Annotated in this window: 24 protein-coding genes, 1 tRNA gene and 1 pseudogene; 10 read left to right on the top strand and 16 right to left on the bottom strand. The window is 64.3% G+C overall.

Translation table 11 applies throughout. The features are described from left to right. Positions 1-35 precede the first annotated feature (35 nt). Complete coding sequence (locus IE116_RS24470) at positions 36-959, top strand: glutaminase (RefSeq protein WP_189616358.1); 924 nt, start codon at positions 36-38, stop codon at positions 957-959. A 69-nt stretch (positions 960-1,028) separates the two neighbouring features. Here the strand turns inward: IE116_RS24470 and IE116_RS24465 are convergent, their stop codons facing one another. The 8 genes from IE116_RS24465 to kynA all read right to left on the bottom strand — a co-directional run bounded on the left by IE116_RS24465 (position 1,029) and on the right by kynA (position 8,470). Then, positions 1,029-1,478 carry a hypothetical protein gene (locus tag IE116_RS24465; RefSeq protein WP_189616356.1) on the bottom strand — a complete coding sequence of 150 codons (450 nt, stop codon included), beginning with the start codon at positions 1,476-1,478 and terminating at the stop codon, positions 1,029-1,031. 89 nt (positions 1,479-1,567) lie between these two features. Beyond that, on the bottom strand, positions 1,568-1,846 hold the full coding sequence (locus IE116_RS24460) for a hypothetical protein (RefSeq protein ID WP_189616354.1): 279 nt from the start codon (positions 1,844-1,846) through the stop codon (positions 1,568-1,570). Then, a complete protein-coding gene (locus IE116_RS24455) occupies positions 1,843-2,187 on the bottom strand; it encodes a hypothetical protein (protein ID WP_189616353.1) in 345 nt (114 codons plus the stop codon). Before IE116_RS24455 ends, IE116_RS24460 begins: the two co-directional genes overlap by 4 nt. 136 nt (positions 2,188-2,323) lie before the next feature. Next, positions 2,324-3,322, bottom strand: coding sequence for a dioxygenase family protein (locus IE116_RS24450; protein ID WP_189616350.1), 999 nt, complete (start codon positions 3,320-3,322; stop codon positions 2,324-2,326). 127 nt (positions 3,323-3,449) lie between these two features. Continuing rightward, positions 3,450-4,172, bottom strand: coding sequence for a GGDEF domain-containing protein (locus IE116_RS24445; RefSeq protein WP_189616348.1), 723 nt, complete (start codon positions 4,170-4,172; stop codon positions 3,450-3,452). Between the two features lie 649 nt (positions 4,173-4,821). Next, on the bottom strand, positions 4,822-5,997 hold the full coding sequence (locus IE116_RS24440) for an MFS transporter (protein WP_189616346.1): 1,176 nt from the start codon (positions 5,995-5,997) through the stop codon (positions 4,822-4,824). A 336-nt stretch (positions 5,998-6,333) separates the two neighbouring features. Next, positions 6,334-7,539: an amino acid aminotransferase gene (locus tag IE116_RS24435; protein ID WP_189616344.1), complete on the bottom strand. Its 1,206-nt coding sequence runs from the start codon at positions 7,537-7,539 to the stop codon at positions 6,334-6,336. Between the two features lie 76 nt (positions 7,540-7,615). Next, positions 7,616-8,470: a tryptophan 2,3-dioxygenase gene (gene kynA / locus IE116_RS24430; protein WP_189616342.1), complete on the bottom strand. Its 855-nt coding sequence runs from the start codon at positions 8,468-8,470 to the stop codon at positions 7,616-7,618. Positions 8,471-8,674: 204 nt separating this feature from the next. Between kynA and IE116_RS24425 the strand changes: the two genes are divergently transcribed. From IE116_RS24425 to IE116_RS24415, 3 genes are all read left to right on the top strand, one after another. Then, positions 8,675-9,163 (top strand): Lrp/AsnC family transcriptional regulator, encoded by a 489-nt coding sequence (locus IE116_RS24425; protein ID WP_189616340.1) that lies wholly within the window; start codon positions 8,675-8,677, stop codon positions 9,161-9,163. Positions 9,164-9,388: 225 nt separating this feature from the next. Beyond that, entirely contained in the window at positions 9,389-9,556 is a 168-nt protein-coding gene (locus IE116_RS24420; RefSeq protein ID WP_189616337.1) for a hypothetical protein, read from the top strand. 145 nt (positions 9,557-9,701) lie between these two features. Next, on the top strand, positions 9,702-10,268 hold the full coding sequence (locus IE116_RS24415; RefSeq protein ID WP_189616335.1) for a DUF2585 family protein: 567 nt from the start codon (positions 9,702-9,704) through the stop codon (positions 10,266-10,268). A 164-nt stretch (positions 10,269-10,432) separates the two neighbouring features. Here IE116_RS24415 and IE116_RS24410 read toward each other — a convergent pair. From IE116_RS24410 to IE116_RS24400, 3 genes are all read right to left on the bottom strand, one after another. Next, positions 10,433-10,508 (bottom strand) — tRNA-Thr (locus IE116_RS24410). A 156-nt stretch (positions 10,509-10,664) separates the two neighbouring features. Then, a complete protein-coding gene (ispH, locus tag IE116_RS24405) occupies positions 10,665-11,633 on the bottom strand; it encodes a 4-hydroxy-3-methylbut-2-enyl diphosphate reductase (RefSeq protein WP_229828913.1) in 969 nt (322 codons plus the stop codon). Positions 11,634-11,687: 54 nt separating this feature from the next. After that, positions 11,688-12,161, bottom strand: a complete 474-nt coding sequence (locus tag IE116_RS24400) for an FKBP-type peptidyl-prolyl cis-trans isomerase (protein WP_189616330.1) — start codon at positions 12,159-12,161, stop codon at positions 11,688-11,690. Between the two features lie 143 nt (positions 12,162-12,304). On the opposite strand from IE116_RS24400, the gene radC reads away from it, so the two are divergent. From radC to rpmG, 3 genes are all read left to right on the top strand, one after another. Next, positions 12,305-12,994, top strand: coding sequence for a RadC family protein (gene radC, locus IE116_RS24395; protein WP_189616328.1), 690 nt, complete (start codon positions 12,305-12,307; stop codon positions 12,992-12,994). Between the two features lie 258 nt (positions 12,995-13,252). Continuing rightward, positions 13,253-13,489 (top strand): 50S ribosomal protein L28, encoded by a 237-nt coding sequence (rpmB, locus tag IE116_RS24390; protein WP_179590781.1) that lies wholly within the window; start codon positions 13,253-13,255, stop codon positions 13,487-13,489. Between the two features lie 23 nt (positions 13,490-13,512). Next, complete coding sequence (gene rpmG, locus IE116_RS24385; RefSeq protein WP_179590194.1) at positions 13,513-13,680, top strand: 50S ribosomal protein L33; 168 nt, start codon at positions 13,513-13,515, stop codon at positions 13,678-13,680. Positions 13,681-13,940: 260 nt separating this feature from the next. Here the strand turns inward: rpmG and IE116_RS24380 are convergent, their stop codons facing one another. The 5 genes and pseudogenes from IE116_RS24380 to purN form a co-directional block, all read right to left on the bottom strand. Next, positions 13,941-14,249: a hypothetical protein gene (locus IE116_RS24380; RefSeq protein WP_189616327.1), complete on the bottom strand. Its 309-nt coding sequence runs from the start codon at positions 14,247-14,249 to the stop codon at positions 13,941-13,943. A 151-nt stretch (positions 14,250-14,400) separates the two neighbouring features. Beyond that, a complete protein-coding gene (locus tag IE116_RS24375; RefSeq protein ID WP_179590198.1) occupies positions 14,401-14,637 on the bottom strand; it encodes a hypothetical protein in 237 nt (78 codons plus the stop codon). A gap of 293 nt (positions 14,638-14,930) precedes the next feature. After that, on the bottom strand, positions 14,931-16,133 hold the full coding sequence (locus IE116_RS24370) for a DesA family fatty acid desaturase (RefSeq protein WP_189616325.1): 1,203 nt from the start codon (positions 16,131-16,133) through the stop codon (positions 14,931-14,933). Positions 16,134-16,552: 419 nt separating this feature from the next. Beyond that, positions 16,553-17,962: an RsmB/NOP family class I SAM-dependent RNA methyltransferase gene (locus tag IE116_RS24365; protein ID WP_229828911.1), complete on the bottom strand. Its 1,410-nt coding sequence runs from the start codon at positions 17,960-17,962 to the stop codon at positions 16,553-16,555. 656 nt (positions 17,963-18,618) lie between these two features. Next, a pseudogene (gene purN / locus IE116_RS24360) lies at positions 18,619-19,269 on the bottom strand (phosphoribosylglycinamide formyltransferase); the annotation flags it as partial. 235 nt (positions 19,270-19,504) lie between these two features. Here purN and IE116_RS24355 point away from each other — a divergent pair. The 3 genes from IE116_RS24355 to lspA all read left to right on the top strand — a co-directional run bounded on the left by IE116_RS24355 (position 19,505) and on the right by lspA (position 24,058). Then, complete coding sequence (locus IE116_RS24355; protein WP_189616640.1) at positions 19,505-20,494, top strand: bifunctional riboflavin kinase/FAD synthetase; 990 nt, start codon at positions 19,505-19,507, stop codon at positions 20,492-20,494. 97 nt (positions 20,495-20,591) lie between these two features. Then, positions 20,592-23,504 (top strand): isoleucine--tRNA ligase, encoded by a 2,913-nt coding sequence (gene ileS / locus IE116_RS24350; protein ID WP_189616322.1) that lies wholly within the window; start codon positions 20,592-20,594, stop codon positions 23,502-23,504. Next, complete coding sequence (gene lspA, locus IE116_RS24345) at positions 23,504-24,058, top strand: signal peptidase II (RefSeq protein WP_189616320.1); 555 nt, start codon at positions 23,504-23,506, stop codon at positions 24,056-24,058. Before ileS ends, lspA begins: the two co-directional genes overlap by 1 nt. Position 24,059 lies beyond the last annotated feature (1 nt).

The following is a 24,059-nucleotide window of genomic DNA, read 5'->3' as shown; positions in this document are numbered from 1 at the left end:
CCCCTTTCTTACCTTCACCACAACAAGAGCAACTCATGCCACTGGATTACCAAGCCATCCTTGACGACATCACCGACGCCCTTCGCCCCGAACTGGGAAAAGAAGGCAAGGTGGCGGATTACATTCCGGCCCTGGCACGGGTGCCGGCGGACCGATTCGGGATTGCGCTGCGCACCTGCGACGGATTCGAAGCGGCCAGCGGCGACAGCACCGATGCTTTTTCCATCCAGAGTATTTCCAAGCTGTTTTCATTGACGCTTGCCCTGCAGCGTGTCGGCGACAAGGTGTGGGATCGTATCGGGCGTGAACCCTCGGGCAACCCGTTCAATTCCCTGGTGCAGCTGGAACGCGAAGAAGGCGTGCCGCGCAATCCCTTCATCAACGCTGGCGCGATCGCCGTGGCGGACCGGCTGGTGTCGGCAACGCAGTCGCATGCAAAGGCCGACATTGTCGAGTTCATTTCCAGCCTGTGCGGCGACCAGGTCGCGATCGATCAGGAAGTCGCGCAGTCCGAAGCGGCGAACGGGTACCGCAACGTTGCGGTCGCCAACTTCATGAAGAGTTTCGACAAGTTCGACAACAACGTGGCACAGGTGCTGGATGTCTATTTCAACCAGTGCGCCATCCAGATGTCTTGCGTGCAACTGGCGCGCGCGGCCGGCTACCTGTGCCGCGACGGCGCGCATCCTTACCGAGGCAAGGCCGTGGTCAGCGAGCGGCAGGCGCGGCGTCTGAACGCATTGATGCTGACCTGCGGCACCTACGATTCGGCCGGGGAATTCGCTTTCCTGGTGGGATTGCCCTGCAAAAGTGGCGTGGGCGGCGGCATTGTTGCCGTCGTACCCGAAACGCTCAGCCTGTGCGTGTGGTCGCCCGCGATCGATGACAGCGGCAACTCGCACCTTGGGCGCAAGGCGCTGGAGATGTTCGTGGCGCGTACCCGCCTGTCCATCTTCTAGACATCACGACGACAGCGGAAGAAGGCGGCATCCGGGCGGACCGGACGCCGCATCCTTCCTGGCTCACCATCAGGCGTGGCGACGCAAATGCACCACGGAAGCCTTCTCTTCCACCGGGCGCGTCGGCACGGGGGCAAGCTTGGGCGCCGACTGGCGCTTGGGCGTGCGTTTGGCGGTCGTGCTGCTGACCAGCTTGGGCACTTCCACCGGCTTGGTGGCCGCCAGTACGTTCATGAACGTATCAAAAGCGGTCGTGCCGCGTGCAGAAAAGACACTGCATTCCGCATCCGTGCACTCGGTGGCCTTGAGCTTGGCCGCGAGGGTTTCGGCATCACGGATCGCATCCGACCACGTGGCGCGTACCAACGGGCAATAGTGCAGGCGGCTGTCGATGCCACGCGCAGACCGGGCGCCGGCTTCGACAACACCGCGATAGCGTGCCTCGGGCAGCTCATGGACACGGGCTTTCAAGTAGTACTGTTCGATTTTCTGGACTGGGATATCGATGGTGGCTTGCATGACAGTTCTCTCCAGAGGGTGGCTCATGGGTGGACCCTCGCCAAGGTGTCCCAGCAACTTGCGTGCCGCCCATGCCATTCCCGGAGGGCTTAGTCCTTCTTACCGACCGCAGAGCGCGCTGTATCGCCCTTTGACGTCGCGGATTTTTCTGCGTCGGCCTCGACTTCCTGGGTCTGTTTGGTCGTATCTTCCCCCGAAAAACCACCGTAGCTGCTTTGGCCCGGATCGGCGCTGCGACTCACGATCTGCTCGCCTTCCTTGGGCGCGTGCACACCCTTGCCCTGCGATCCGGAACGGGCCAGCGTGTCGTCGGCGGTGTCCTTGACGTCGTTGCTGTTCGGGGTGCCTTGCGATGCGTTATCGGTCATGGTGTCTCCTTGGACGGATGGGACGTCGGCGTATCCGGCGTCGAGGTAGTGGCTCTCGAAGTACTGGCTGTCGGCGCAGCGGATGTCGATGCCCGGGATGTGGACGCCGCCGATGCGGCCGCCGTGGCCGATCGGGCGAAACCAGCTTCCGTGGAGGTTGGCGTCAGTGCAGGCAGGTCCGCCTCGCCAGGCGCCGGCGCGCCGCCCGTGGTTTGCGTCGGGTCCAATGCCCGGTCCTTGGCTTGTTCCTGGCGTGGCCGCAGGTACTCATCGCCCTGCGTGACCACGTCGCGGACGCCGTCGTCGTCACTGCCTGGTTCGACGGATGGTGCGGGATGCATGAGCGCCCTCCTGGACTGGATGGAAGAGCAGGTTGCAAAGACTGTTCCCGGGCCGACCCATCCAGTTCCTGTCCGCGCCGGTTCCGCTTTCCTGTCCTGACTGGGCAGGCTGCGGGCGACCGGCGCGAGCCGCCGGTCAGGTCCTTGCCAGCACCGTCAGCGTCGGCCGCGGCCCGTCCGCCTTGGCGCTGATGGGCGGCCGGGGCAGCTTGGCCACACCCGGTTCGATCACGAACGTCTGCGTGAGCGAGTACCAGGGCCCGGTCACATCGGCTGCCGGCGCGGTCCCGGCAGGGTGCGGCTCGTAGTGCCCGACCAGCGCTTGCGTCACCCCGAATTGCACATCGGTATCCAGATTGGGATCGTCGCTGGAATAGATTTGCGAAAACTGCGTCTTGTAGCCTTCCTTGAAGATCAGGAAGTGGATGTGCGCCGGCCGCATGTTGTGCCGGCCCTGCGCACGCAACAGCTCCCCCACGGGTCCGCTGACCGGGATGGGATACCCCGCCGGCTTGACGCTGCGAAAGGCAATGCGGCCGTCAGCGTCGGTCACGAATTTGCCGCGCAGGTTCATGTCGGCTTGCGCCGGATCCTGGTTTTCGTAGAAGCCTTCGTTCGAGCTATGCCAGACGTCCACTTCGGCGCCCGCCACCGGCCGCCCTGCCGGATCCTTCACCCAGGCTTCCACAAAGATCGGATCGCCCGGCGTGGGCGACCGGACGATGGACGCGCCTGAATCAGTCGGCGGCGAGCCCATCCGCCAGAAGGGACCCAGCAGGTTGGCCGTCGTGCCGCCCGGCGCTTGCGGTGCGCCATGGACCCCGGTGGGCGGCCGGTCTTCCGGCATCTCGGTCACCGCCTGCCCGCCATTGTTCAGCAGGCACACCAGCGAGGACACACCCAACGACCCCGCGGCCAGCACCACCTCGTTGTGGGATGCCGTCGTCGCCTGCCCCACCCGCGCGATGACCGCGCAGGCCTGCTGGAATTCCGCTTCCGTCAGCCGTGCCTCGCGAATGAAGGCATGCAGATGCCGGACGGCGGTCTGCATGATCTCCTTGAAGCGGGGGTCGGTCGCGCGGTCGAGTTCATCCAGCACGGCCTGCGTCACGTCCTGCTCGGTCCTGATGATCATGAAAGCGGTCTCCGGGGGATGGCGCCGGAAACGGCGCGCGGCTGTGGAATATCGCCCGCCTGTGCCGACGCGCGATGGGATCGGTATCGTAGGCCCGTCGCCACACCCAGCTCAATGATCATGTTCCCTAGCAGGCCGTCGTGCGCCCTTCCCAGGCCACGCGATTTCCGCCACCCTGCTTCGCCCGGTAGAGCTGCACGTCGGCCAGTGCATACACGTCATCGGCAGTCCGGCCGGGTGCAAACGACGCCAGGCCCACGCTCACCGTCACCTGGAAACCCGTGCCGCCTGCCTCGAAGGGCTCGGTCGCCACGGCAGCGCAAAAGGCGTCGGCGCTGGCCCTGACCTCCTCCAGTGTCCCGGTCAGCAGCATGGCTGAAAATTCTTCGCCACCGATACGCGCCAGCGGCGCATCAGCATGGAAATGCGCCTTCATGAGCCGGCTGACGCGCTGGATGACGGCGTCGCCCGTCGGGTGGCCGAAGCGGTCATTGACGGTCTTGAACCGGTCCACGTCCACCAACACCAGCATGTGCGGCTGCCGGCTGTCGGCCACGGCCCGGGCGCGGTCGAAAAAGGCGCGGCGGTTCAAGAGACCGGTCAGCGGATCGGTGGTGCTCAGCAGCGCCAGATATGTCTTCATCTCATAGAGCCGCAGGTTGGCACGGGCATGGGTGTAGATGACATACCCCGCCAGCGGCCCCGCGATCAGCGTGGTCTGGATGGCTGACCGGACGATCTGCCAGGGCGCAAAAATCAGATTGGCAATCAGGTCCACCAGGTCGGCGACCACGACAATGACCAAGCTACCCAGCAGGGTGCGCAACCTGACCTGGCGCAGCGTCCGCACTTCACCGCGAACCCGCCAACGGTCCTGATGATCCCGCTCCCCTGCCTCCCTACCCTTTACTTTCCGACCTTCTACCGCATGCAGCATCCGACATTCCTGTAAAACTTGGGGGCACCGCGCCGTGTCTGGTGACTTATCCCCATGGAATGTGGACAAGCCATGGGATAGGCGACGGATAAGCCCTTGAAACCCGCATGGCGACTGGGGTTGCGAGCCCCTGCCTCAAATCGGGCAAATGGGCTGTGGGCGGTCCGAAAGCGCGTTTTTTCCCGGCTTCGAGCTTGAACCACAACAAACGCGCGCCTTGCCTGGCAGGCGTTCAGGGTTATCCCCGAATTGTGTGGACAAGCTTGGGGACAGTGGTCGAGCAAGTGGCTGCGGACCGCGTCAATGCTGGCGTATGACGCCCCTGACCCGATTCGAGGCACCTTGCCCCGTCGCACGGCACCCCTGGCCGATACGCAACCGGGCGCGATGGATGAAGCCACTTTCTCAACCATGTACGAAGGATAACGGCTGCCACGGGGCCGAACTTGAGCCATGCCGCAGCGTCCGGAAAAGTTATCCAGCGCCAGTGTGGACAAGCATGGGGAAAGCGGCAGGACAACCCCGCGAAACCCGCAATCCCATTGGGCTTGCGGGGGGTTGATCAAGAAACAGGCACCCGGCGGCGGCCTGACGCCATCAACAGGATGGCGATGGCGCACGCCGCGGCGCCCGCGATGAAGCTGGCCTGATAGCCGTACAGCCCGATCACCAGTCCCACCACCGGTCCGGTCAGACCCGACGCCACGTCGACGAAGGCCAGGAAGCTGCCCACGGCAACGCCCCGGGCATGCGCCGGGACGCGCGCCATGGCCTCGACGCCCATCGACGGAAACACCAGCGAAAAGCCGATACCGGTCAACAAGGTGCCCAGGAACGCGAGCGTGGCGGTATCGGCCTGCCACAGCAGCAACTGCCCAGCCATTTCGATCGCCACCGACACCGCGCCCACGGTCATTCCCCCCATCTTGTCGGGAAGGTGCGCCAGGAACAGGCGGACGGCGACATACCCCGCGGCAAAGCCGGCAATGGCAAAGCCCGCGCCTTCCCAGTTGCGCGTGCCGTACATCAGCACCAGAAAGCTGGTGATGATCGCAAAAGGCATGGCGGCAAAGGCCAGCGCCAGACCATAGCGCCAGATGAGTCCGATCACGCTGAAGAAAGACAGGCGGATGGCGCTGGCCGCCCGCGCGGCCAGTGGCGCCATGCGCGTGGCAATCGCCCAGCCCACCAGCGGCAGCACAAAGGTAATGGCCGCGATACCCGCAAAGCCCCAGTGCTGCTGCACGGCCACGCCGATCGGCGCGCCCATCCCGAGTGCGGCGAACATGGCGATGCCCTGCCAGGCCATAACCATGCCGGTGCGCTGCGGACCCACGCGCCCGATGCCCCAGGTCATGGTGCCGGTCAGATACAGGCTTTCGGCCGGCCCCATGATGAGACGGCCCAGGATCAGCACGACCAGACTGGCCACCGGCGTGGGCATGAAGGGAGACGCCAGATAGAACAGCGCCGCCAGCGAGGCGAGGGGCAGCCCCAGGAGCACCGACTTGCGCGGCCCATGCCGGTCGCAATAGGCGCCGGCGACCTGACGCGTCAGGATGGTGGCGAACGCCTGGATGCCGACCACCCACCCCACTGTCACCGCGTTGAATCCCAGGGTGCCGTTCACATACAGGGCCAGGGCCGGAAGGGGAATGCCGATTGACAGGAAGCCGGCCAGGACGATGAGGACAAGCGGCGTCAGTTCGGCCGCGGGGGAGCGAGGGGGTGCAGTCATGGGGCATCACCCTGGCGCATGGCCTGGCCGGCAGGGTCAGAAAGGAAAGGAAGGGGAAGACACGCGCGCAACGCGGCGGAGAGCCGCGCGGTAAGCATCATCATGAATAGTCGCATCCAAACGGGCGATGACGGACGCCATGCAGCGTGCATGACATGCGCAATGCCTGACAAGATGCGTTGGCTGACGTTAACGCTTACGTAAGGAACCAGATTGCGGAACGCACTGGTTCGATATCTGGTTCGGATTGTAGCGGCGCGCCACCCGGTCCTTCAAGGAGAACGTTGTTGCAGCAACAGCCTGCGCGCCAGCGGGCGCGGACGCGCAGGCCGCCGATCAGCGCGAGGCTGACGGCTGCATCACCTTGGCCATCGAGTCGGCCACCAGTTCGAGGTTGCCGTGGCTCAGGCCGGCCACGCACATGCGACCCGACTTGATCAGGTACACGCCATACTCGTCGCGCAGCGTGTCGACTTGCTGCGAACCCAGGCCGGTGTAGCTGAACATGCCGCGCTGGGTGACGAAGTATTCGACGTCCAGATCCGGCAGGCGGGCCTTCAGACCGCTGCGCAGTGCCGCACGCATCTCGTGGATACGCTTGCGCATCTGCGTGACTTCGTCGGCCCACATGGCGCGCAGTGCCGGATCGCCCAGCACGCCGCTGACCACCCGGCTGCCGAACAGCGGCGGGCTCGAATAGTTCTTGCGCACGGTGGCTTGCAGCTGGCCCAGCACCTGGCCGGCTTCGGCCGACGTGCCGCACACGACCGACAGGCCGCCTACGCGCTCGCCATACAAGGACATGTTCTTGGAAAACGAATTGCCGACCAGCATGGCCGCGCCCTGCGCCGCCATGTGCCGCACCACCCAGGCGTCTTCGTCCAGGTCGTCACCAAAACCCTGGTATGCCATGTCGAAGAACGGGATCACGTTGCGGCGAAGCAGGACGTCGGCAATGGCCGTCCACTGTTCACGCGTGGGATCGATCCCGGTCGGGTTGTGGCAGCACGGCTGCAGCAACACGATGGCGCGCGCCGGCAGCTTTTCCAACGCCGCCATCATCTCGTCGAAGCGAATGCCGTTGGTGGCCGGGTCGTAGTACGGGAAGGTATGCATCACCAGGCCCGCGCCGCCCAGGATGTTGTAGTGATTTTCCCAGGTCGGATCGCTGATCCACAGTTCGCTGTCAGGAAAGTACGCCTTCAGGAAATCCGCGCCGACCTTCAGCGCACCCGATCCGCCCAGCGTATGGATGGTCGCGACGCGCTGCTCCTTGACCACCGCGTGATCGGCGCCGAACACCGTCTCGGCGATCAGGCGGCGATACGTGTTGTCGCCTTCCATCGGCAGGTACACGTGCGGCACCGACTGATCGATGCGCTGCTGCGCCGTCTCGACGCTTTTCAGCACCGGGATCTTGCCCGCTTCGTCGTAGTACAGCCCGATGCTGAGGTTGGCCTTGTGCGGGCGGTCGTCCTTCATGAACGTGTGCATCAAGGACAGGATGGGGTCTCCCGGGTAGGAGGGGATATGCTTGAACACGGTAATTTCCTTGGCGGTTTGCCGGGTAGTCTAAGTCAATATGGCCGAGTTGGAACACGGTCTTGTCAGAGCGGACTTACAACGCGGTGCGTACGTGCCACAGCTCGGGAAACAGCACGACATCGAGCATCTTGCGCAGGTAGCTGACGCCCGCGGTGCCGCCCGTGCCGCGCTTGAAGCCGATCACGCGTTCCACGGTGGTGACGTGACGAAAGCGCCACTGGCGGAAGGCATCTTCCAGGTCGATGAGCTTTTCGCCCAGCGCATAGACGTCCCACCAGCCGTGCGTGTCCCGATACACCGTCAACCAGGCCAGCTCGACCGACACGTCCGACGTGGTCGGCTGCGTCCAGTCACGCTCCAGGCGGCCGGCGTCGATCGGCAGGCCGCGGCGCGCCATCAACGCAATGATCTCGTCGTAGATCGACGGCGCGTTGAGCGCGGCCACCACCAGCGCGTTGCGCTCGGCATGATGTTCGTGCGGCTGCGTCATGGCCGGGTTCTTGTTGCCCAGGATGAATTCGATCTGCCGGTACTGGTAGGACTGGAATCCCGACGACGCGCCCAGCACGTCGCGGAATTCGGAATATTCCGAAGGGGTGAGCGTCGACAGCACCGTCCACGCCTGCACCAGTTGTTCCATGATCCGCGACACCCGCGCCAGGACTTTGAGTGCCGGTTCGACCCGGTCCGACCGGATGTAGTCCCGCGCCGCCATCAATTCGTGCAAGGCAAGCTTCATCCAGAGTTCGCTGGTCTGATGCTGCACGATGAACAGCATTTCGTCGTGATGCGTCGAAATCGGATGCTGCGCGCTGAGCAGTTCGTCCAGCGACAGGTAGTCGCCGTAGCTCATCGATTTGTCGAACTTCATCTGGGCATCGTGCCACGCGGGCGTATCGGCTGCCGGCGCTTGGTAGGGACAGGACATGGCGGTCTCGGTGTCGGGGGTGACGGGGTGACGGGGTGACGGGGTCTGCAACAGTGGGGCGGATCGCTTGCGGCAATGACATCTGCAGTGCAGCAACATGACTCCATCTTATAGAAGGGCGCATCGAATGTGCTGGCGTTCATGCGGCGTTTATCATCCAATAACCGCAGGATATTTCGTGCAACGCACTTGAAAGGACGATTCATGCGACCAAATCTCGACAAGATCGATCTTCGCATCCTTGAGTGCCTGCAGGCCGAAGGCCGCATCAGCAACCAGGACCTGGCGGCGCGTATTGCGCTCTCGCCCTCGGCCTGCCTGCGGCGCGTCAAGCTGCTCGAAGACGCAGGCGTCATCAGCGGCTATCAATGCGTGCTCGATCCGGTCAAGCTCGGCCTGGAAGTCGAAGCCGTCGTCCACGTGTCCATGCGCCACGAAGTCCCCAACTGGCACGAGACGTTCGTGTCGGCCCTGCAGGATTGGCCGGAAGTCGTGTCGGCCCGCATCGTGACAGGCGGCGCCAATTACATGCTGGTGGTACGCACGCGCGATGTAAGCCATTACTCGGACTTCATCGTCAACCGGCTGTACCGCGCGCCGGGCGTGCGTGATATCCAGTCGAACATTGTCCTGGGATCGATCAAGCAGCAAACCTCCGTGCTGGACGTGCTGTCAGTCAGGCAAGGAAGCTGATCAAGGGTGGATGCAAGGTGGATGCAGGGGGAACCCGCGCACTGGCAACGACCCCTGCCGCAGGGGTAACCCGGATGAGGCTACACCCCGAACTGCACGGACCGGCCTACGACAGGCTCCGACATCAGGACTAGGGCGCATCTTGCTACTCCTTTGGGCCCTTTCGCCGATGGGCGCATCTGTGACATTTGGCGAAACTGTGCCAACTGTCTTGAAGGAGCTGCCATGTCGGCCCTGGATCCGATGATCTTCCACCCGTCAATCATGAATCCCTTGATGTTGATGGCCTTTGCCATCCTTGCCTACCTGGCCGGTGTAGCGACGGCCGCCTGGTGGTTCCGGCACGGAAGGCGGGCTGCCATCGAACAGGACTACCGGCCGGAGCAGAACTGACGTTGGACGCCTGACGCGTTCTTGCGGGTCCCGGGCCTGTCGTCGCCAGGTCGTTGCAGCGTATCGGCCGCCCTGCCCTATTCTTGCTCTCGGCTAGGCACCTTGCTTGCGCAGGCACAGCCATCGATGTCCTGAGAGCCGACGCGTGGCCTATCCCTCCGACCAAGTCTTAACTCCCGCCAAGCCGTTCGGCAAATTCCTGATCCCCTTTCTGCTCGCGATCCACGTGCTGTGGCTCGTGCTGGTGGGCCGCAGCGCCATCTGCCCGTGCGGCGTGGTGTCGCTCTGGCAAACCGGATCGGACGCCGCTCAGAATTCCCAGCAGGTGGCGGACCCCTACTCGTTGTTGCACCTCATTTTCGGGATCGCCCTGTCGCGGGGTTTTCGGTGGTTGCGGCCGACGTGGCGCGTGGCTGATCTGGCACTGCTGGCGGTGTTCAGTAGCACGGTCTGGGAAGTGATGGAGAACACACCGTGGGTGATTCAGCTCATGGACAACGCCGCCAACGCCGCGCCCGACTATGACGGCGACAGCATCCTGAATTCCTTGGCGGACACCGGCTTCGTCATGATCGGATTCTGGGTGGCGCGCTTGCTGCCCCTGCTGGCGTCGGTGGCGCTGGCGGTGGTGCTGGAGTTGATCGTGTCGTGGATGATCAACGACGGCCTGGTGCTGGCGACCGTACGGATCCTGTACAACCTGGTGCGTTGAGCAAGCTGGCGGACCCGGCCGACCCGTCTGCCGATGCGGCCGAACCGACTCATTCTGCAGGCAAGAAAAAGCCCCGCAGCACCGACCAAGGCTTAACCTGGGTCAATACTGCGGGGCTTCAAGAAATCCGCCGATCGAGCAGACTCGATCTTCGTCTTTCAGATTGGTGCCGATGATCGGAATCGAACTGACGACCTTCGCATTACGAATGCGCTGCTCTACCAACTGAGCTACATCGGCTTGTACCACCCGCTGCCAGAGGCACGACATGAACCGGCGTTGCCGATCCAGCTTTGCTGCTCTGTAGCGTAGCCCGCAATTCTAGCAAAGAAATCAGATGAAATTCAAGGGGTGCAGATTTTCTTTGTGTAGGCCACGTTCGGATCCCCGCATGCCCTAAGTCAGGTCCACCTTGCGCGACAGGCCTTTGGGCAGCGGGAAGGACACGCCCTCTTCCGCGCCGTCCATGGTCCGGACCGACACGGCGCCCAGTTCCTTGAGCCGCGCGATCACCTGCTGCACCAGCAATTCCGGCGCCGAGGCTCCTGCCGTCACGCCGACGCGGCTGCGGTTGGTCAGCCATGACGGATCGATGTCTTGCGGACCGTCGATCAGGAAGGACATGGCGCCCTTGCGCTCGGCCACTTCACGCAGCCGGTTCGAATTGGAACTGTTGACGCTGCCCACCACCAGCACCAGATCGCATTCGGGCGCCATGATCTTGACGGCATCCTGGCGGTTCTGGGTGGCATAACAGATGTCGCTGCGCTTGGGCTCGACGATGCCCGGAAAGCGCGCCTTCAGGGCGTTGGCAACTTCGGCCGCGTCATCCACCGACAGCGTGGTCTGCGTGACATACGCCAGCCGCGTCGGATCGGTCACCTGCAGCGCCAGCACGTCTTCGACCGTTTCGACCAGGTACATGCCGCCTTCGGACTGGCCCAGGGTGCCTTCGACTTCAGGATGGCCCTTGTGGCCGATCATGACAATCTCGTTGCCGGCGGCGCGCATCTTGGCGACTTCCACGTGCACCTTGGTCACCAGCGGGCAGGTGGCGTCAAACACTTTCAGTTCGCGGCCGTCGGCTTCGCGGCGGACGGCCTTGGGCACGCCATGGGCCGAGAACACCACCGTGGACCCGGGCGGCGCGAGTTCCAGGTCGTCGATGAAGATGGCGCCCTTGTTGCGCAGGTCTTCCACGACATACCGGTTGTGGACGATCTCGTGGCGGACATATATCGGCGCGCCGAACAGTTCCAGGGCGCGCTCGACGATGTCGATCGCGCGATCCACGCCGGCGCAAAAGCCGCGCGGCTGCGCAAGCACCACGTCGACGGGCACGGCGCGGCGCGTTTCGCGCGCCACCAGGCCGTCGGCGCTGGCCGGGGCGTCTGCCACGGTCGTCTCAACACCAGTCATCTACATCACTCCCAGGATGGCCACGTCGATCTGCAGGGCATGGCCGGCAAGCGGATGGTTGAAATCGAACACCGCGGTCGTGGCGTCCTTCTCTTTGAAGATGCCGGAGTATTTCGCGCCGTTCGGGGCCTGGAATTCGACCAGGTCGCCCGGCTCGAAGTTCTCGTCGCCGGCGTGTTCGCGCAGCATGGCAAGCGTGACGCGCTGGATCAATTCGGGATTCCGGTCGCCATAGGCATGCACTGGCGCGAGCGTATAACTGAAGCGCTCGCCTTCGGCATGACCGACCAGGGGGCCTTCCATGCCTGGCGCCCATTGCCCTGCGCCCAGTTGCAGCGTGGCCGGACGGCCCGTGAACGTATCGGCAAACACTTCGCCTTCGCCGGGGCCGGAGGCCAGCGAGATGCGGTAGTGCAGGGTTACGTAGGAGTCCTCACGGATGAGCAAGGACGAATCGGAGGAGGCAGAACTCAAGGTATGTCACCGTATCGATACGAGTGCGCCACACAGGAACGATGCGGCAAAACGTCGATTTTACCTTGTTTGGGCACAGGACCGGCGTGGTGTTGCCGCCTCGTCATCCTTCTTCCAGAAACCCGCTATCGGCAGGACCCATCATGGCTTCGTCCACCTCGCTGCAACACGCTGTCCCTCTCGATGAACGCCCGCGCGAACGCCTGCAGCGCCACGGCCCGTCGGTCCTGACCGACGCCGAACTGCTTGCCGTGCTGTTGCGTACAGGCACCGCCGGCTGCAACGCCATCGAACTGGGCAGGCAGCTGCTTGCGCGCTTCAATGGTCTGCGGGGGCTGTTTGCCGCCTCGCGCGACGACCTGCGAACGATCGACGGACTGGGCGAGGTCAAGGTGGGGCAGCTGCAGGCCATCCTGGAACTGGCGCGGCGCGAAGTGGCCGAGACCCTGCAGCGCGAAGACGTGCTCACCCACCCGTCCGCCGTCAAACAATATTGTTCGATGGCCCTGGCGCACCGGCAGATCGAATGCTGCCTGGCGCTCTATCTGGATATGCGCAACCGGCTGATCCAGGTCACGACGCTGTCGGAAGGCACGCTGGGCCAGACCATGGTCTATCCGCGCGAGATCGTGCGCGAGGCGCTGCGGGTGCATGCCGCCTCGGTCATCCTGACGCACAACCATCCGTCAGGCAATCCTGAGCCCAGCCCGGCCGACGAACGCCTGACGCAGCACGTCAAGAACGCGCTGGCGCTGGTCGACATCCGGCTGCTCGATCACATCATCGTCGCCGGCACCGCCACGACGTCCCTGGCGGAACGCGGCGCAATGTAAACTGTGGCGTTCCCCTTGATGCAGCGGCACAAGCGCTTGATTGCATTGGTTTTTCCATGCTATGCTCGTGAGCTTTACGGCGTGTTGAGTGCAGCCAACGGCAAGTCAGCCGTGCAAGCCCGGCATGCTTATCCGCCCAGCAGTGGTCAGTGTTCACGTCCACGCCGGGCGGGTGCTTACCCGCCCGGCATGCCGGATGCCCCGTTAGGCGCAGCCCTGTCCGTATCACGAATTCCACGAAATAGAAGAGGTGTCGCTATGGCACGAGTATGTCAAGTTACCGGTAAGCGCCCGATGTCGGGCAATAACGTTTCGCACGCGAACAACAAGACCAAGCGTCGCTTTTTGCCTAACCTGCAATCGCGCCGTTTCTGGGTTGAAAGCGAAAACCGCTTTGTCCGCCTGCGCGTCAGCACGAACGCACTGCGTACGATCGACAAGAACGGTATCGAATCCGTCCTGGTTGAACTGCGCGCCCGCGGCGAAGCCGCTTAATTCCACGCTAATAGGAAGAGATCATGGCCAAAGGCGCACGCGAAAAGATCAAGCTCGAATCCACCGCTGGAACCGGGCATTTCTACACCACCACCAAGAACAAGCGCACGACGCCCGAGAAGATGCTGATCAAGAAGTTTGATCCGGTCGCTCGTAAGCACGTGGACTACAAAGAAACGAAGCTGAAGTAAGCCAGCCGGTTCTCTGGTCGCCTCCTTCAGGCGGTGGTCAGCGGATACAGCACGCTGCTCAATCGTTTCCGGCCCAGGCTTCATGCCAGGGCCAAAAAAATGCCCCTCGGGGCATTTTTTTCGTTCTCGCGACGTTGTCGTTCCGGCTGCAGAGCGGACGCCTTCCGAACCTGGCTGAACCGCAACTCTCGAGAACCTGGCGGAACTGCACCGACAGGCCTTGCCTGCCGGAACGCTACAGCGAGCCTGTCGGTACCCGCTTACTTGGCGTCGCGCGTGACCTTTTCCTGGCCTTTGCGCGTGTCGAGCTGCGTGGTGCCACGCTGACCGGTTGCACCCTGCCCGACGCCAGCCACATTGCCGCTGGGCGTTGCGGTATTGCGATTGGTATTTGCGGCTGCGGGGTCACGTACGCCGCCCGATTCCGCGCGCTGCGGCGATACGACCGGCGGCGTGCGACCTTTCGAGTCAGCGCCGGCAGGCGGATTGCTTTGTGCGAACACGCCGCCCGCCGCCATGCTGGCCGCCATGGCAGTCGTTGCGCAAATCAGTTTCAGTGTCTTGGTCATCGTGATTCTCCTGGGTAATGCGGCGCCTGAACTGCAGCGCCCGACATACGGCCAAACGCGCGCGTTGCCGCGGCGATGCGTCACAGGCCGCCTGACTGGCAATGCGCCACCCACGAGCTGAATGCCCATGCGCGCAATTGCCAAAATGCACTTATTCGATGGTTTCGAAGAGTTCGCTCAGCACGAAGGCCAGCAGTTCTTCCTTTTCGGCTTCTGGAGCACCCTTCATGGACTCCAGCAAACCGGCCGCCAGCGTATGGGCGGTCATATCGTGTTTTTCCGGACCCTGGCTGCGCCAGTGCACATAGGCATCGATAGCCATCTGCCGCGTTGCGACAAATTGCTCACTGAAGTCCTTGACGGGAATCGGCACGACATTGGATCTCATGGTCAACCTCTTACATGTTTAACGGCATTGGGATGAATGCGATTACCGCTATTGATGAAGAACTAGCAAGGGGCGTACCCGACCTCGTCAAAACACCCCGCGGGGCCGATGCAGCGCCCTATGCGGGCGCTGCGCCACCGCGTCGGCAGGTGCACGATGACGAACCCGGCTGAATTCGCAAGCGCGCCACTCAACGCCGAGCGCGACCGCGTTTCCCTAGCGTAGGACAGAAAAAAAGGGAGCCTGACGGCTCCCCTTAATGCGCTAGGACTACTTATGAAAAAACGTCCTGGTCAGGCTGCATAGCTCCGAAGCCGGGCCGAGAACTCTTCCAGCCGCGCGATCCCACTTTGCTGCGCGCGATTGCACCAATCCTGCAGGTCTTTCAACAATTGCTCGCTTGACGCAGTCGACCGTTCCCAGATCGACGACAGCTCGCGGCGCATCTGGACCAGCGTCGCCAGCGAATGGTGTTGCGCCAGCACCGATGCCACTTCGGTACGATGCGCCGGCGGCAGCGATTCGTCATCGGCCAGATGCAGGAAACTGCGCGTGCGCTTGAGGGGATGCCACGCCGCCGTTGCCGCCTTGGACGACTTCAGGCGCTGGATCTCGTCGTGCGCGGCGTGCTTGAGCAGATCCGCATAACGCGCCATGATTTCGTAGCGATGCGTAATGACCGCCTGCAGCGTTTCCTGGTCGATGGCCGGCTTGGCTTCGTCCAGGCGCAGCTTGGGCGCGACCTTCTTGACCTTGGCCAGGCCCAGGATTTCAAATGCGCGGATCCAGCCCCAGCCCACGTCGATTTCGTACCACTTGCTGGAAAACTTTGCCGATGAGGCATAAGCGTGGTGGTTGTTGTGCAGTTCTTCACCGCCGATGATGAATCCCCATGGGAAGACATTGCGGCTGGCGTCGGGGCTGGCGTAGTTGCGGTAGCCCCAGAAGTGGCCAATGCCGTTGACGACGCCGGCTGCCCAGAAAGGAATCCAGATCATCTGGACGGCCCAGATGGTCAGGCCGATCGCGCCGAACAACGTCACGTCGATGATCATCATCAGGCCCGCGCCCTGCCACTGGAAGCGCGAATACAGATTGCGCTCGACCCAGTCATTGGGCGTGCCATGGCCAAACTTGGCCATCGTTTCGTCAACCTTCGATTCGGCGCGATACAGCTCGGCGCCTTCAAAGAACACCTTGCCGATGCCGAACACCATGGGCGAATGCGGATCGCCGTCGCGCTCGCAGCGCGCATGGTGCTTGCGGTGGATGGCGACCCATTCCTTGGTGACCATGCCCGTGGTCAGCCAAAGCCAGAATCGGAAAAAATGGGAAACTGCGGGGTGCAGATCCAGGCCGCGATGCGCCTGGCAGCGATGCAGGTAAATCGTGACGCTCAGGATCGTCACGTGGGTGACAGCCAGAGCAAAAATCAGAATCTGCCACCATGCGGCGTCAAGCACGCCGTTGGACAGAAACGAAAGCAACCAATCCATAAAACCTCACAGGCCAGGCGGAAGCATCACCGTCGGCACAAGGGGCAAGGTATGCCCCGCCAGCCGGGCATCGGATAGACGCCTTCGCTGAACAACAAGCCTCACTCGCACTTCCCGCGCTCCGGGCTCGTAGCGGAACGCTCAATGACCCTTCCCGGCAAGGGAAGAGCACTTACTGTAGCTGACCCTACACGGCGTCAGTCACTCGAAAAGCCATCCGGTTGGACAGGATTTTCCCTTAAAGGGTTCCACCCGAACCCCCGATTCCTGACACAGCCCTGAAATATATCCAAGGTGTTGCGGCGTCAAAGATACCGTGACTTGGGCGGGGTCACACCCTCTTTTTGAGGTCCCGGGGCCAGCTTCGCGGCGCATGTGTCTACCTCGCGACGCTGACGCCCGGGCGGGCCGGGTAGATCCTACACAGGCTGCTCTTCCGTACCGTCCAGCGCAACCTGTGGCGGCAATGCATCATCGGCCGGATCGATCGCCATGTCGGTCATCGCTTCGGGCACCGCCGCCGCTTCGGCGTCGGCCTTGGGGGGCGTGGCAGTCGCCTTGCGCTGGAACACCGCGGCAAAAAAGCCGTCGGTGCCATGGATATCCGTACGGAGCTTCAAATACGGCCCGGTCAGGTTCAGGCCGGTGACACGGTCGCCCAGCACGTCGGACGCGGACAGCAGTTCAAAGTCGGGATTGGCCGCCAGGAAGGCGTCGGCCTGGTCTTCGTTTTCTACCCGCAGGATGCTGCAGGTTGCGTAGACCAGGCGGCCGCCGGGGGCCACGCAGCGCGACGCTGCCGTCAGGATGCTTCGCTGCATGACGCACAGCTCGGACACGGACTCGGGCGTCTGGCGCCATTTCAGGTCGGGATTGCGGCGCAGCGTACCGGTGCCGCTGCAAGGCGCATCGACCAGCACACGATGCGCCTTGCGCGCCAGGCGCTTCACGCGCGCATCGTTTTCATTGGCGATGACGATAGGCACGACGTTGGACAGGCCGCTGCGCGCCATGCGGGGCTTGAAACGCGTCAGGCGGGCCTGCGATACGTCCAGCGCATACAGGCGGCCGGTGGAGCGCATCAGGGCGCCGAGCAACAAGGTCTTGCCGCCCGCGCCAGCGCAGAAGTCGATGACCATTTCACCGCGGCGGGGCGCGACCAGCAGACCCAGCAACTGGCTGCCTTCGTCCTGGACTTCGATGCTGCCATCTTCGAACCGGGACCAGCGATTGAGCGCCGGGCGGCCCTGCAGGCGGATGCCGAAAGGCGAATACGGCGTTGGCTCGACCTCGGCGTCTTCCACCCCGGCGCGCAGTTCGGCCAGGATGGTGTCGCGGTCGATCTTCATGGGATTGATGCGGATGTCGAGCGGCGCCGCGCGGTTCAGCGCCATCAGCAGGCGTTCGCTGTCGGGCTCGATCTCAAGCGCTTCGGACAGCCAGTCGGGCACGCTCAGGCGCACTTCGCGCGGCAAGGACGCCGGCGAGATGCGCAGCACGCGGCCCAGCCAGTCGGACTCTTCTTCGCCCAGGACCGGCCGGACCTGTTCGGGGCCAAGCACCGAGGCCAGGCCCAGGATGGCCAGGCGGCGCGTCGCGGCGCCACGGCCGCCTTCGGCCACCTGGCGGTAGCGGCGCAGATGGCGCAGCACGTCGTAGATGGCTTCGGCCACCGTGCCGCGATCGCGCATGCCCAGCTTGGGATTGTTGCGGAAGTAGCGCGAGAGCGTCAGGTCGGCCGGGCCGGACCACTGCAGGATTTCGCCCAGCGCCTCCCGCACCTGTTCGATGCGGACGTTGATCGGGTGCGACGGGGTGCGCGGGCGCATCGTGCCTTCGGCGCCGGCCATGCGGTCGCGCGGCGTGCGGGTGCTGTCGGCCCGGGGAGCGCGATCGCTCTCGGCGCGGGGAGCACGTTCGCTGTCGCCACGGGGACCGCGATCGCCTTCATTGCGTGGGGCCCGATCGCCCTCGGCGCGCGCCGCCGGACGGTTGCCACGCGGCGCGGGCGGCCAGGCATCACGCTGGCCCTGGTCGGCGCCGGGGCTACCCGGGCGATCCATGCGCGGGCCGCGCGTGTCGGCCGACGGCGTGCCTCGGTTGGTGTCGCGTCGCTCGGAGCGGCGGTCGATGCCCCGGCCGCCTGGCGCGGCGCCCTCGTGGCGCGGTGCTTCGGCGTCCCCGCGGCCCTGCGGCGCGGCGGCCTTGGGCCGGCGCAGCGGCGAGGCCGGACGCGATTTGGACGAGGGACGGGGGGCGGAGGGCCGCGCTGGCTTCATACTGTTTCTCGCAAGGTTGCCGAAGTGGCAACCGGTAAATGGGGAATGTCGGCGGAACTGGCGATCACGTGGCCAGCAATGGCCACCGGAGCGGCCACGCAGGCCGGAGCAGCAGCGGTCGCGGGAGCAGCCGGCGTCGCTACGGAAGGCGCCGGCGTCGCCACAGCAACAGCCGACCTTGCAGCTTCCGATGCCACGCCGGCTTCGAACAGCCGCCGGGTCACGCCAGCGACGCTGACGCGGTCGCCGTCGATCTGCACGCGGCCTTCGGCCAGCCACTGGGCCACCGCCGGGTAGACCTGGTGTTCGACCTGCAGCACCCGGTTCGACAGGGTGTCGGGGGTATCGCCGGCTTCGACCGGCACGATCCCCTGGGCAATGATCGGACCGTGATCGAGCTGCGGCGTGACCACGTGCACCGTGCAGCCATGCACCTGCACGCCTGCGTCAAGCGCCTGCCGATGCGTGGCCAGGCCCGGGAACAGCGGCAGCAGCGACGGGTGGATGTTGATCAACCGGCCTGCATAATGATCGACGAAACCGTCGGTCAGGATGCGCATGAAACCGGCCAGCAGCACGTAGTCGGGCGACAAGGCGTCGATTTCCTGCGCCAGCGCGGCGTCGAACGATGCGCGGTCGGCATGCCCCTGGTGGGACACGACGCGCGTCGGAATGCCCCGGGAGGCAGCCCATTCGAGGCCGGAAGCCTGGGCGCGGTTGGCGATCACGCCAACGACCTGGGCGGGCAATCCGCGGGTAAGGCAGGCGTCGGCAATGGCTTGCATGTTGCTGCCACGCCCGGAAATCAGGATCACGAACCGGCAAGGCCGTGATGAAGAAAATAAGGGTGCTTGCATGGGCGGATTATAGCATCGGGGCCCCTGTGCCCAAGCAAAAAACTCCTATAATTCAACGTTTTAGGACGTTTTTGTCCTGCCTTGACCGACGTGTCCGCGCCACGTTCGCATGGAGTCGCGGCGCTGGCCGTCGTAGAATCGAACTCTTGCCCAGCCCATTCGTGAATCCGGTTTGAACCCAGTCCCGACCGCCGCCGCCCTGCCAACCGCCGGGTCCGCGGCCACCCAGCCCACCCTGCGCATCTTCCGGGGCTTGCCGCCGCCGTCGCTGCGGCAGCCGTGCGCGCTCACGATCGGGAACTTCGACGGCGTTCACCGCGGCCACCAGGCCATGCTTGCCAACGTCAAGGCCGCGGCCGACGCGCGGGGCCTGGTCCCCACGGTCATGACGTTCGAACCGCACCCGCGCGAATACTTCGCCAATTACCATCGCCGCCCCGAACTCGCGCCCACCCGCATCGCCGGCCTGCGCGATCAGCTCTGCGCCCTGGGCCGAGCCGGCATGCAGCGGGTGGTGGTGCAGCGCTTCAATGCCCTTCTGGCATCGATGCCGGCGCAGACCTTCATCGACCATCTGCTGCTCGATGGCCTGCAGGTCAAGTGGCTGCTGATCGGCGATGACTTCCGCTTTGGCGCGCACCGCAGTGGCGACCTGGCCCTGCTGCGCGAGAACGCGGCGCGCCATGGCTTTGAAGTCGAATCCATCGGATCCGTCATGGAAGCCGGGCAGCGCATTTCCAGTTCGGCCATCCGTACCGCCCTGGCCGTGGGCGATCTGGACCGCGCCACCACCCTGCTCGGCCACCCCTACAGCGTGAGCGGTCATGTGATCCATGGCCAGAAGCTGGGGCGCACGCTGGGCTTTCCCACGCTGAACCTGCGCATCTCGCACAACTGCCCGGCGCTGTCGGGCATCTTCGTGGTGCAGGTGCATGGACTGGGCCCGGCGCCGCTGCCGGCGGTCGCGAGCCTGGGCGTGCGCCCCACCGTCGACGACAGCGGACGCGTGCTGCTCGAAGTCCATGTCTTCGATTTCAGTGGAAACGCTTACGGTAAACTCGTCCAGGTGGAATTCCTGAAAAAACTGCGCGATGAAGAAAAATACGTCGATCTGCCGACCCTGACGGCAGCGATCGAGAACGACGCGCGCCTGGCCCGTGCATTCTTCGACGCAGACTTCCTTGGCCAGATCCCTCCGGCGAACGCCGCCACCGATCGAATTTGAACCGGTGGCGCGGCGTACCACTGCCGCGTTCATCTTCCCGCCCAGTCGATAGTGCCCGCCCCGCGTACGGGGCTGATGTGCGATTTTGTGTGTTTCCATGGACTACAAGAAAAGCCTCAACCTGCCCGATACCCCCTTCCCGATGCGCGGCGATCTCGCCAAACGCGAGCCGCAGTGGGTCAAGGCCTGGGAAGAAAAACGTGTGTACCAGGCCATCCGCGCAGCCTGCGCCGGACGCCCCCGTTTCGTGCTGCATGACGGCCCGCCCTACGCGAACGGCGACATCCATATTGGCCACGCCGTCAACAAGATCCTGAAGGACATCATCGTCAAGAGCCGCACGCTGGCAGGCTTTGATGCGCCCTATGTGCCGGGCTGGGACTGCCATGGCATGCCGATCGAGATCCAGATCGAAAAGCAGTTCGGCAAGGGCCTGCCGGTGGCCGAGGTGCAGGCCAAGGCGCGCGCGTACGCGACCGAACAGGTCGCCCGCCAGAAGGAAGACTTCAAGCGCCTGGGCGTGCTGGGTGACTGGGACAACCCGTACCTGACCATGAACTACCGGAACGAGGCCGACGAACTGCGCGCCCTCGGCACCATCCTTGAAAAGGGTTTCGTGTTCCGTGGCCTGAAGCCCGTGAACTGGTGTTTCGACTGCGGCTCGGCCCTGGCCGAAGCCGAAGTGGAATACGCGGACAAGGTCGATCCGGCGGTGGACGTGGCCTTCCCGTTCGCCGACAAGGCGGGCCTGGCCAAGGCCTTTGGCCTGGCGGGCGAAAGCGACATCGAAGACGGCGCCATCGTCATCTGGACGACGACACCATGGACCTTGCCGTCCAACCAGGCCCTGAACCTGCATCCCGAGTTCAGCTACGCACTGGTTCGTACGCGCCTGGCCGGCCCCTACGGCACGATGCTGATCCTGGCCGAAGAACGGGTCGAAGACTGCCTGAAGGCCTGGGACATCGAAGGCGATGTGGTCGCGACCTGCAAGGGCGCCGCGCTGGACCACATGACCTTCCATCACCCGCTGGCCAAGGCCGCCAAGGGTTACGAGCGCGTGTCGACCGTGTATCTGGCCGACTACGTCACGCTCGATACCGGCACGGGCATCGTGCACGCCGCGCCCGCCTATGGCGTGGACGACTTCATCATCTGCAAGGCCAACGGCATCAAGGACAGCGACATCATCAGCCCGGTCATGGCCGATGGTCAGTACGCGGCATCGCTGCCGCTGTTCGGCGGCCAGAAGATCTGGGACGCCAACCCCCGCATCGTCGAAGCGCTGGAAGCGGCCGGCACGCTGATGAAGGTCGAAAAATACAAGCACAGCTACATGCACTGCTGGCGTCACAAGACGCCGATCATCTTTCGCGCGACCAGCCAGTGGTTTGCCGGGATGGACGTGCAGCCGCATGACGCGCATGACGATGGCCATGCCGAGAGCCGGAACGCCGCGGCTGCCGACACGCCGGACGCGCCGTCGGCACTGTCGATGCGCGGCACCCTGCGCGAACGCGCGCTGGCCGGCATCGAGCACACGCAGTTCTTCCCGGCCTGGGGCAAGGCGCGCCTGCACGCAATGATCGCGAACCGGCCAGACTGGACCCTGTCGCGGCAGCGCCAGTGGGGCGTGCCGATGGCGTTCTTCGTGCACAAGGAAACCGGCGCGCTGCATCCGCGCACGCCGGAACTGATCGAGGCCGTCGCCAAATTGATCGACGCGGGCGGCATCGAAGCCTGGCAGTCGCTGGACCTTCGCGACCTGCTGGGTGACGAGGCCGACAGCTACGAAAAGAACCGCGACACGCTGGACGTGTGGTTCGACTCAGGCACCACGCACCAGACCGTCATGCGCGGCTCGCATGCCGACCAGCTGGCGTTCCCGGCCGACCTGTACCTGGAAGGGTCGGACCAGCATCGCGGCTGGTTCCATTCGTCCTTGCTGACCAGTTGCATGCTCAATGGCACGCCGCCGTACAAGGCCCTGCTCACGCACGGCTTCGTGGTCGATGGCCAGGGCCGCAAAATGAGCAAGTCGATCGGCAACACGGTTGTGCCGCAAAAGGTGTCGGGCTCGCTGGGCGCCGAAATCCTGCGTCTGTGGGTCGCCACCACCGACTATTCGGGCGAATTGTCGATCTCCGACGAGATCCTGAAGCGCGTGGTGGAAAGCTATCGCCGCATCCGCAACACCCTGCGTTTCCTGCTGGCCAACGTCAGCGATTTCGACGTGACGACGCAGGCCGTGGCCGACGCCGATCTGTTCGAGATCGACCGGTATGCGCTGGCGCTGACGGCGTCGATGCAAAGCGAAGTCGACGCGCTGTACGGCCGGTATGAATTCCATCCGGCCACCGCGCGTCTGCTGGCCTTCTGCTCGGAAGACCTCGGGTCGTTCTATCTCGATATCCTGAAGGACCGTCTGTACACGACGGGGGTGGACAGCGTGGCGCGCCGGTCGGCGCAGACGGCGCTGTGGCACATCACGCAGACGCTGCTCAAACTGATGGCGCCGATCCTGTCGTTCACGGCTGAAGAAGCGTGGGCGCTGGTCAAGCCCGAAGCGGTCACCATCTTTACCGAGACCTACCACGTGGTTCCGGCGCAGGCCGACAGCGAGGCCCTGGTCGCGAAGTGGCAGCGCATCCGCCAACTGCGCGCCGACGTGACGCGCAAGCTGGAAGAAGTCCGCACGGCGGGGAACATCGGTTCGTCCTTGCAGGCCGAGATCGACCTGTATGCGAACCCTGACGACCATGCGATCCTGAGCAGCCTGGGCGACGACCTGCGCTTTGTGCTGATCGTGTCGCGCGCCACCGTGCACGCGGATCCGGAAGGCAACGCCAACAGCGACCTGCGCGTGGCGGTCACGCCCTCGTCGGCCACCAAGTGCGAGCGGTGCTGGCACTGGCGCGAAGACGTCGGGTCGGACCCCCAGCTGCCCGAGATCTGCGGCCGCTGCGTGTCCAACCTGGAAGGCCCGGGCGAACCGCGGGTGGCAGCGTAATGGCGACCGTCAAGGCGGTAAAGACGGCGTCGGCCAGATCGGGCAACGCCGCTGGCGCGCGCAAGGCCGGCGCGGCGGGCCGCAACAACCCGACCCTCTGGCTGCTGATTGCGGGCCTGATCATCGTGATCGACCAGTTGACCAAGACCTTGGTCAACCGGACGTTTTCCTATGGCGAGCGCCTGCCTGTCGTGCCGATGTTCGACCTGACCCTGCTGTACAACAAGGGGGCGGCATTCAGCTTCCTGGCGGGCGCGGCGGGCTGGCAGCGGTGGTTCTTTACGGTGCTTGGCCTGGTGGTCGCCTGCGTGATCGTGTTCATGCTGGTGCGGCACGGTCACCAGAAGATGTTTGCGTGGGCGCTGGCGCTGATTCTTGGCGGCGCGCTCGGCAATGTGATCGATCGCATGATCCACGGGCACGTGATCGACTTCTTCCTGGTGTACTGGAACCAGAGCTTCTTTCCCGCCTTCAACGTGGCCGATGCGGCGATCACCGTGGGCGCCGTGCTGCTGGTGCTCGACGAACTGTTGCGCGTGCGCAAGGCGCGTTAAG

Origin of the sequence: Pigmentiphaga litoralis (assembly GCF_014651835.1) — a bacterium.
GTDB lineage: Bacteria > Pseudomonadota > Gammaproteobacteria > Burkholderiales > Burkholderiaceae_B > Pigmentiphaga > Pigmentiphaga litoralis.
Note: the sequence above shows the minus strand (reverse complement) of the source record. Positions and strands in the feature narration are given on the sequence as shown.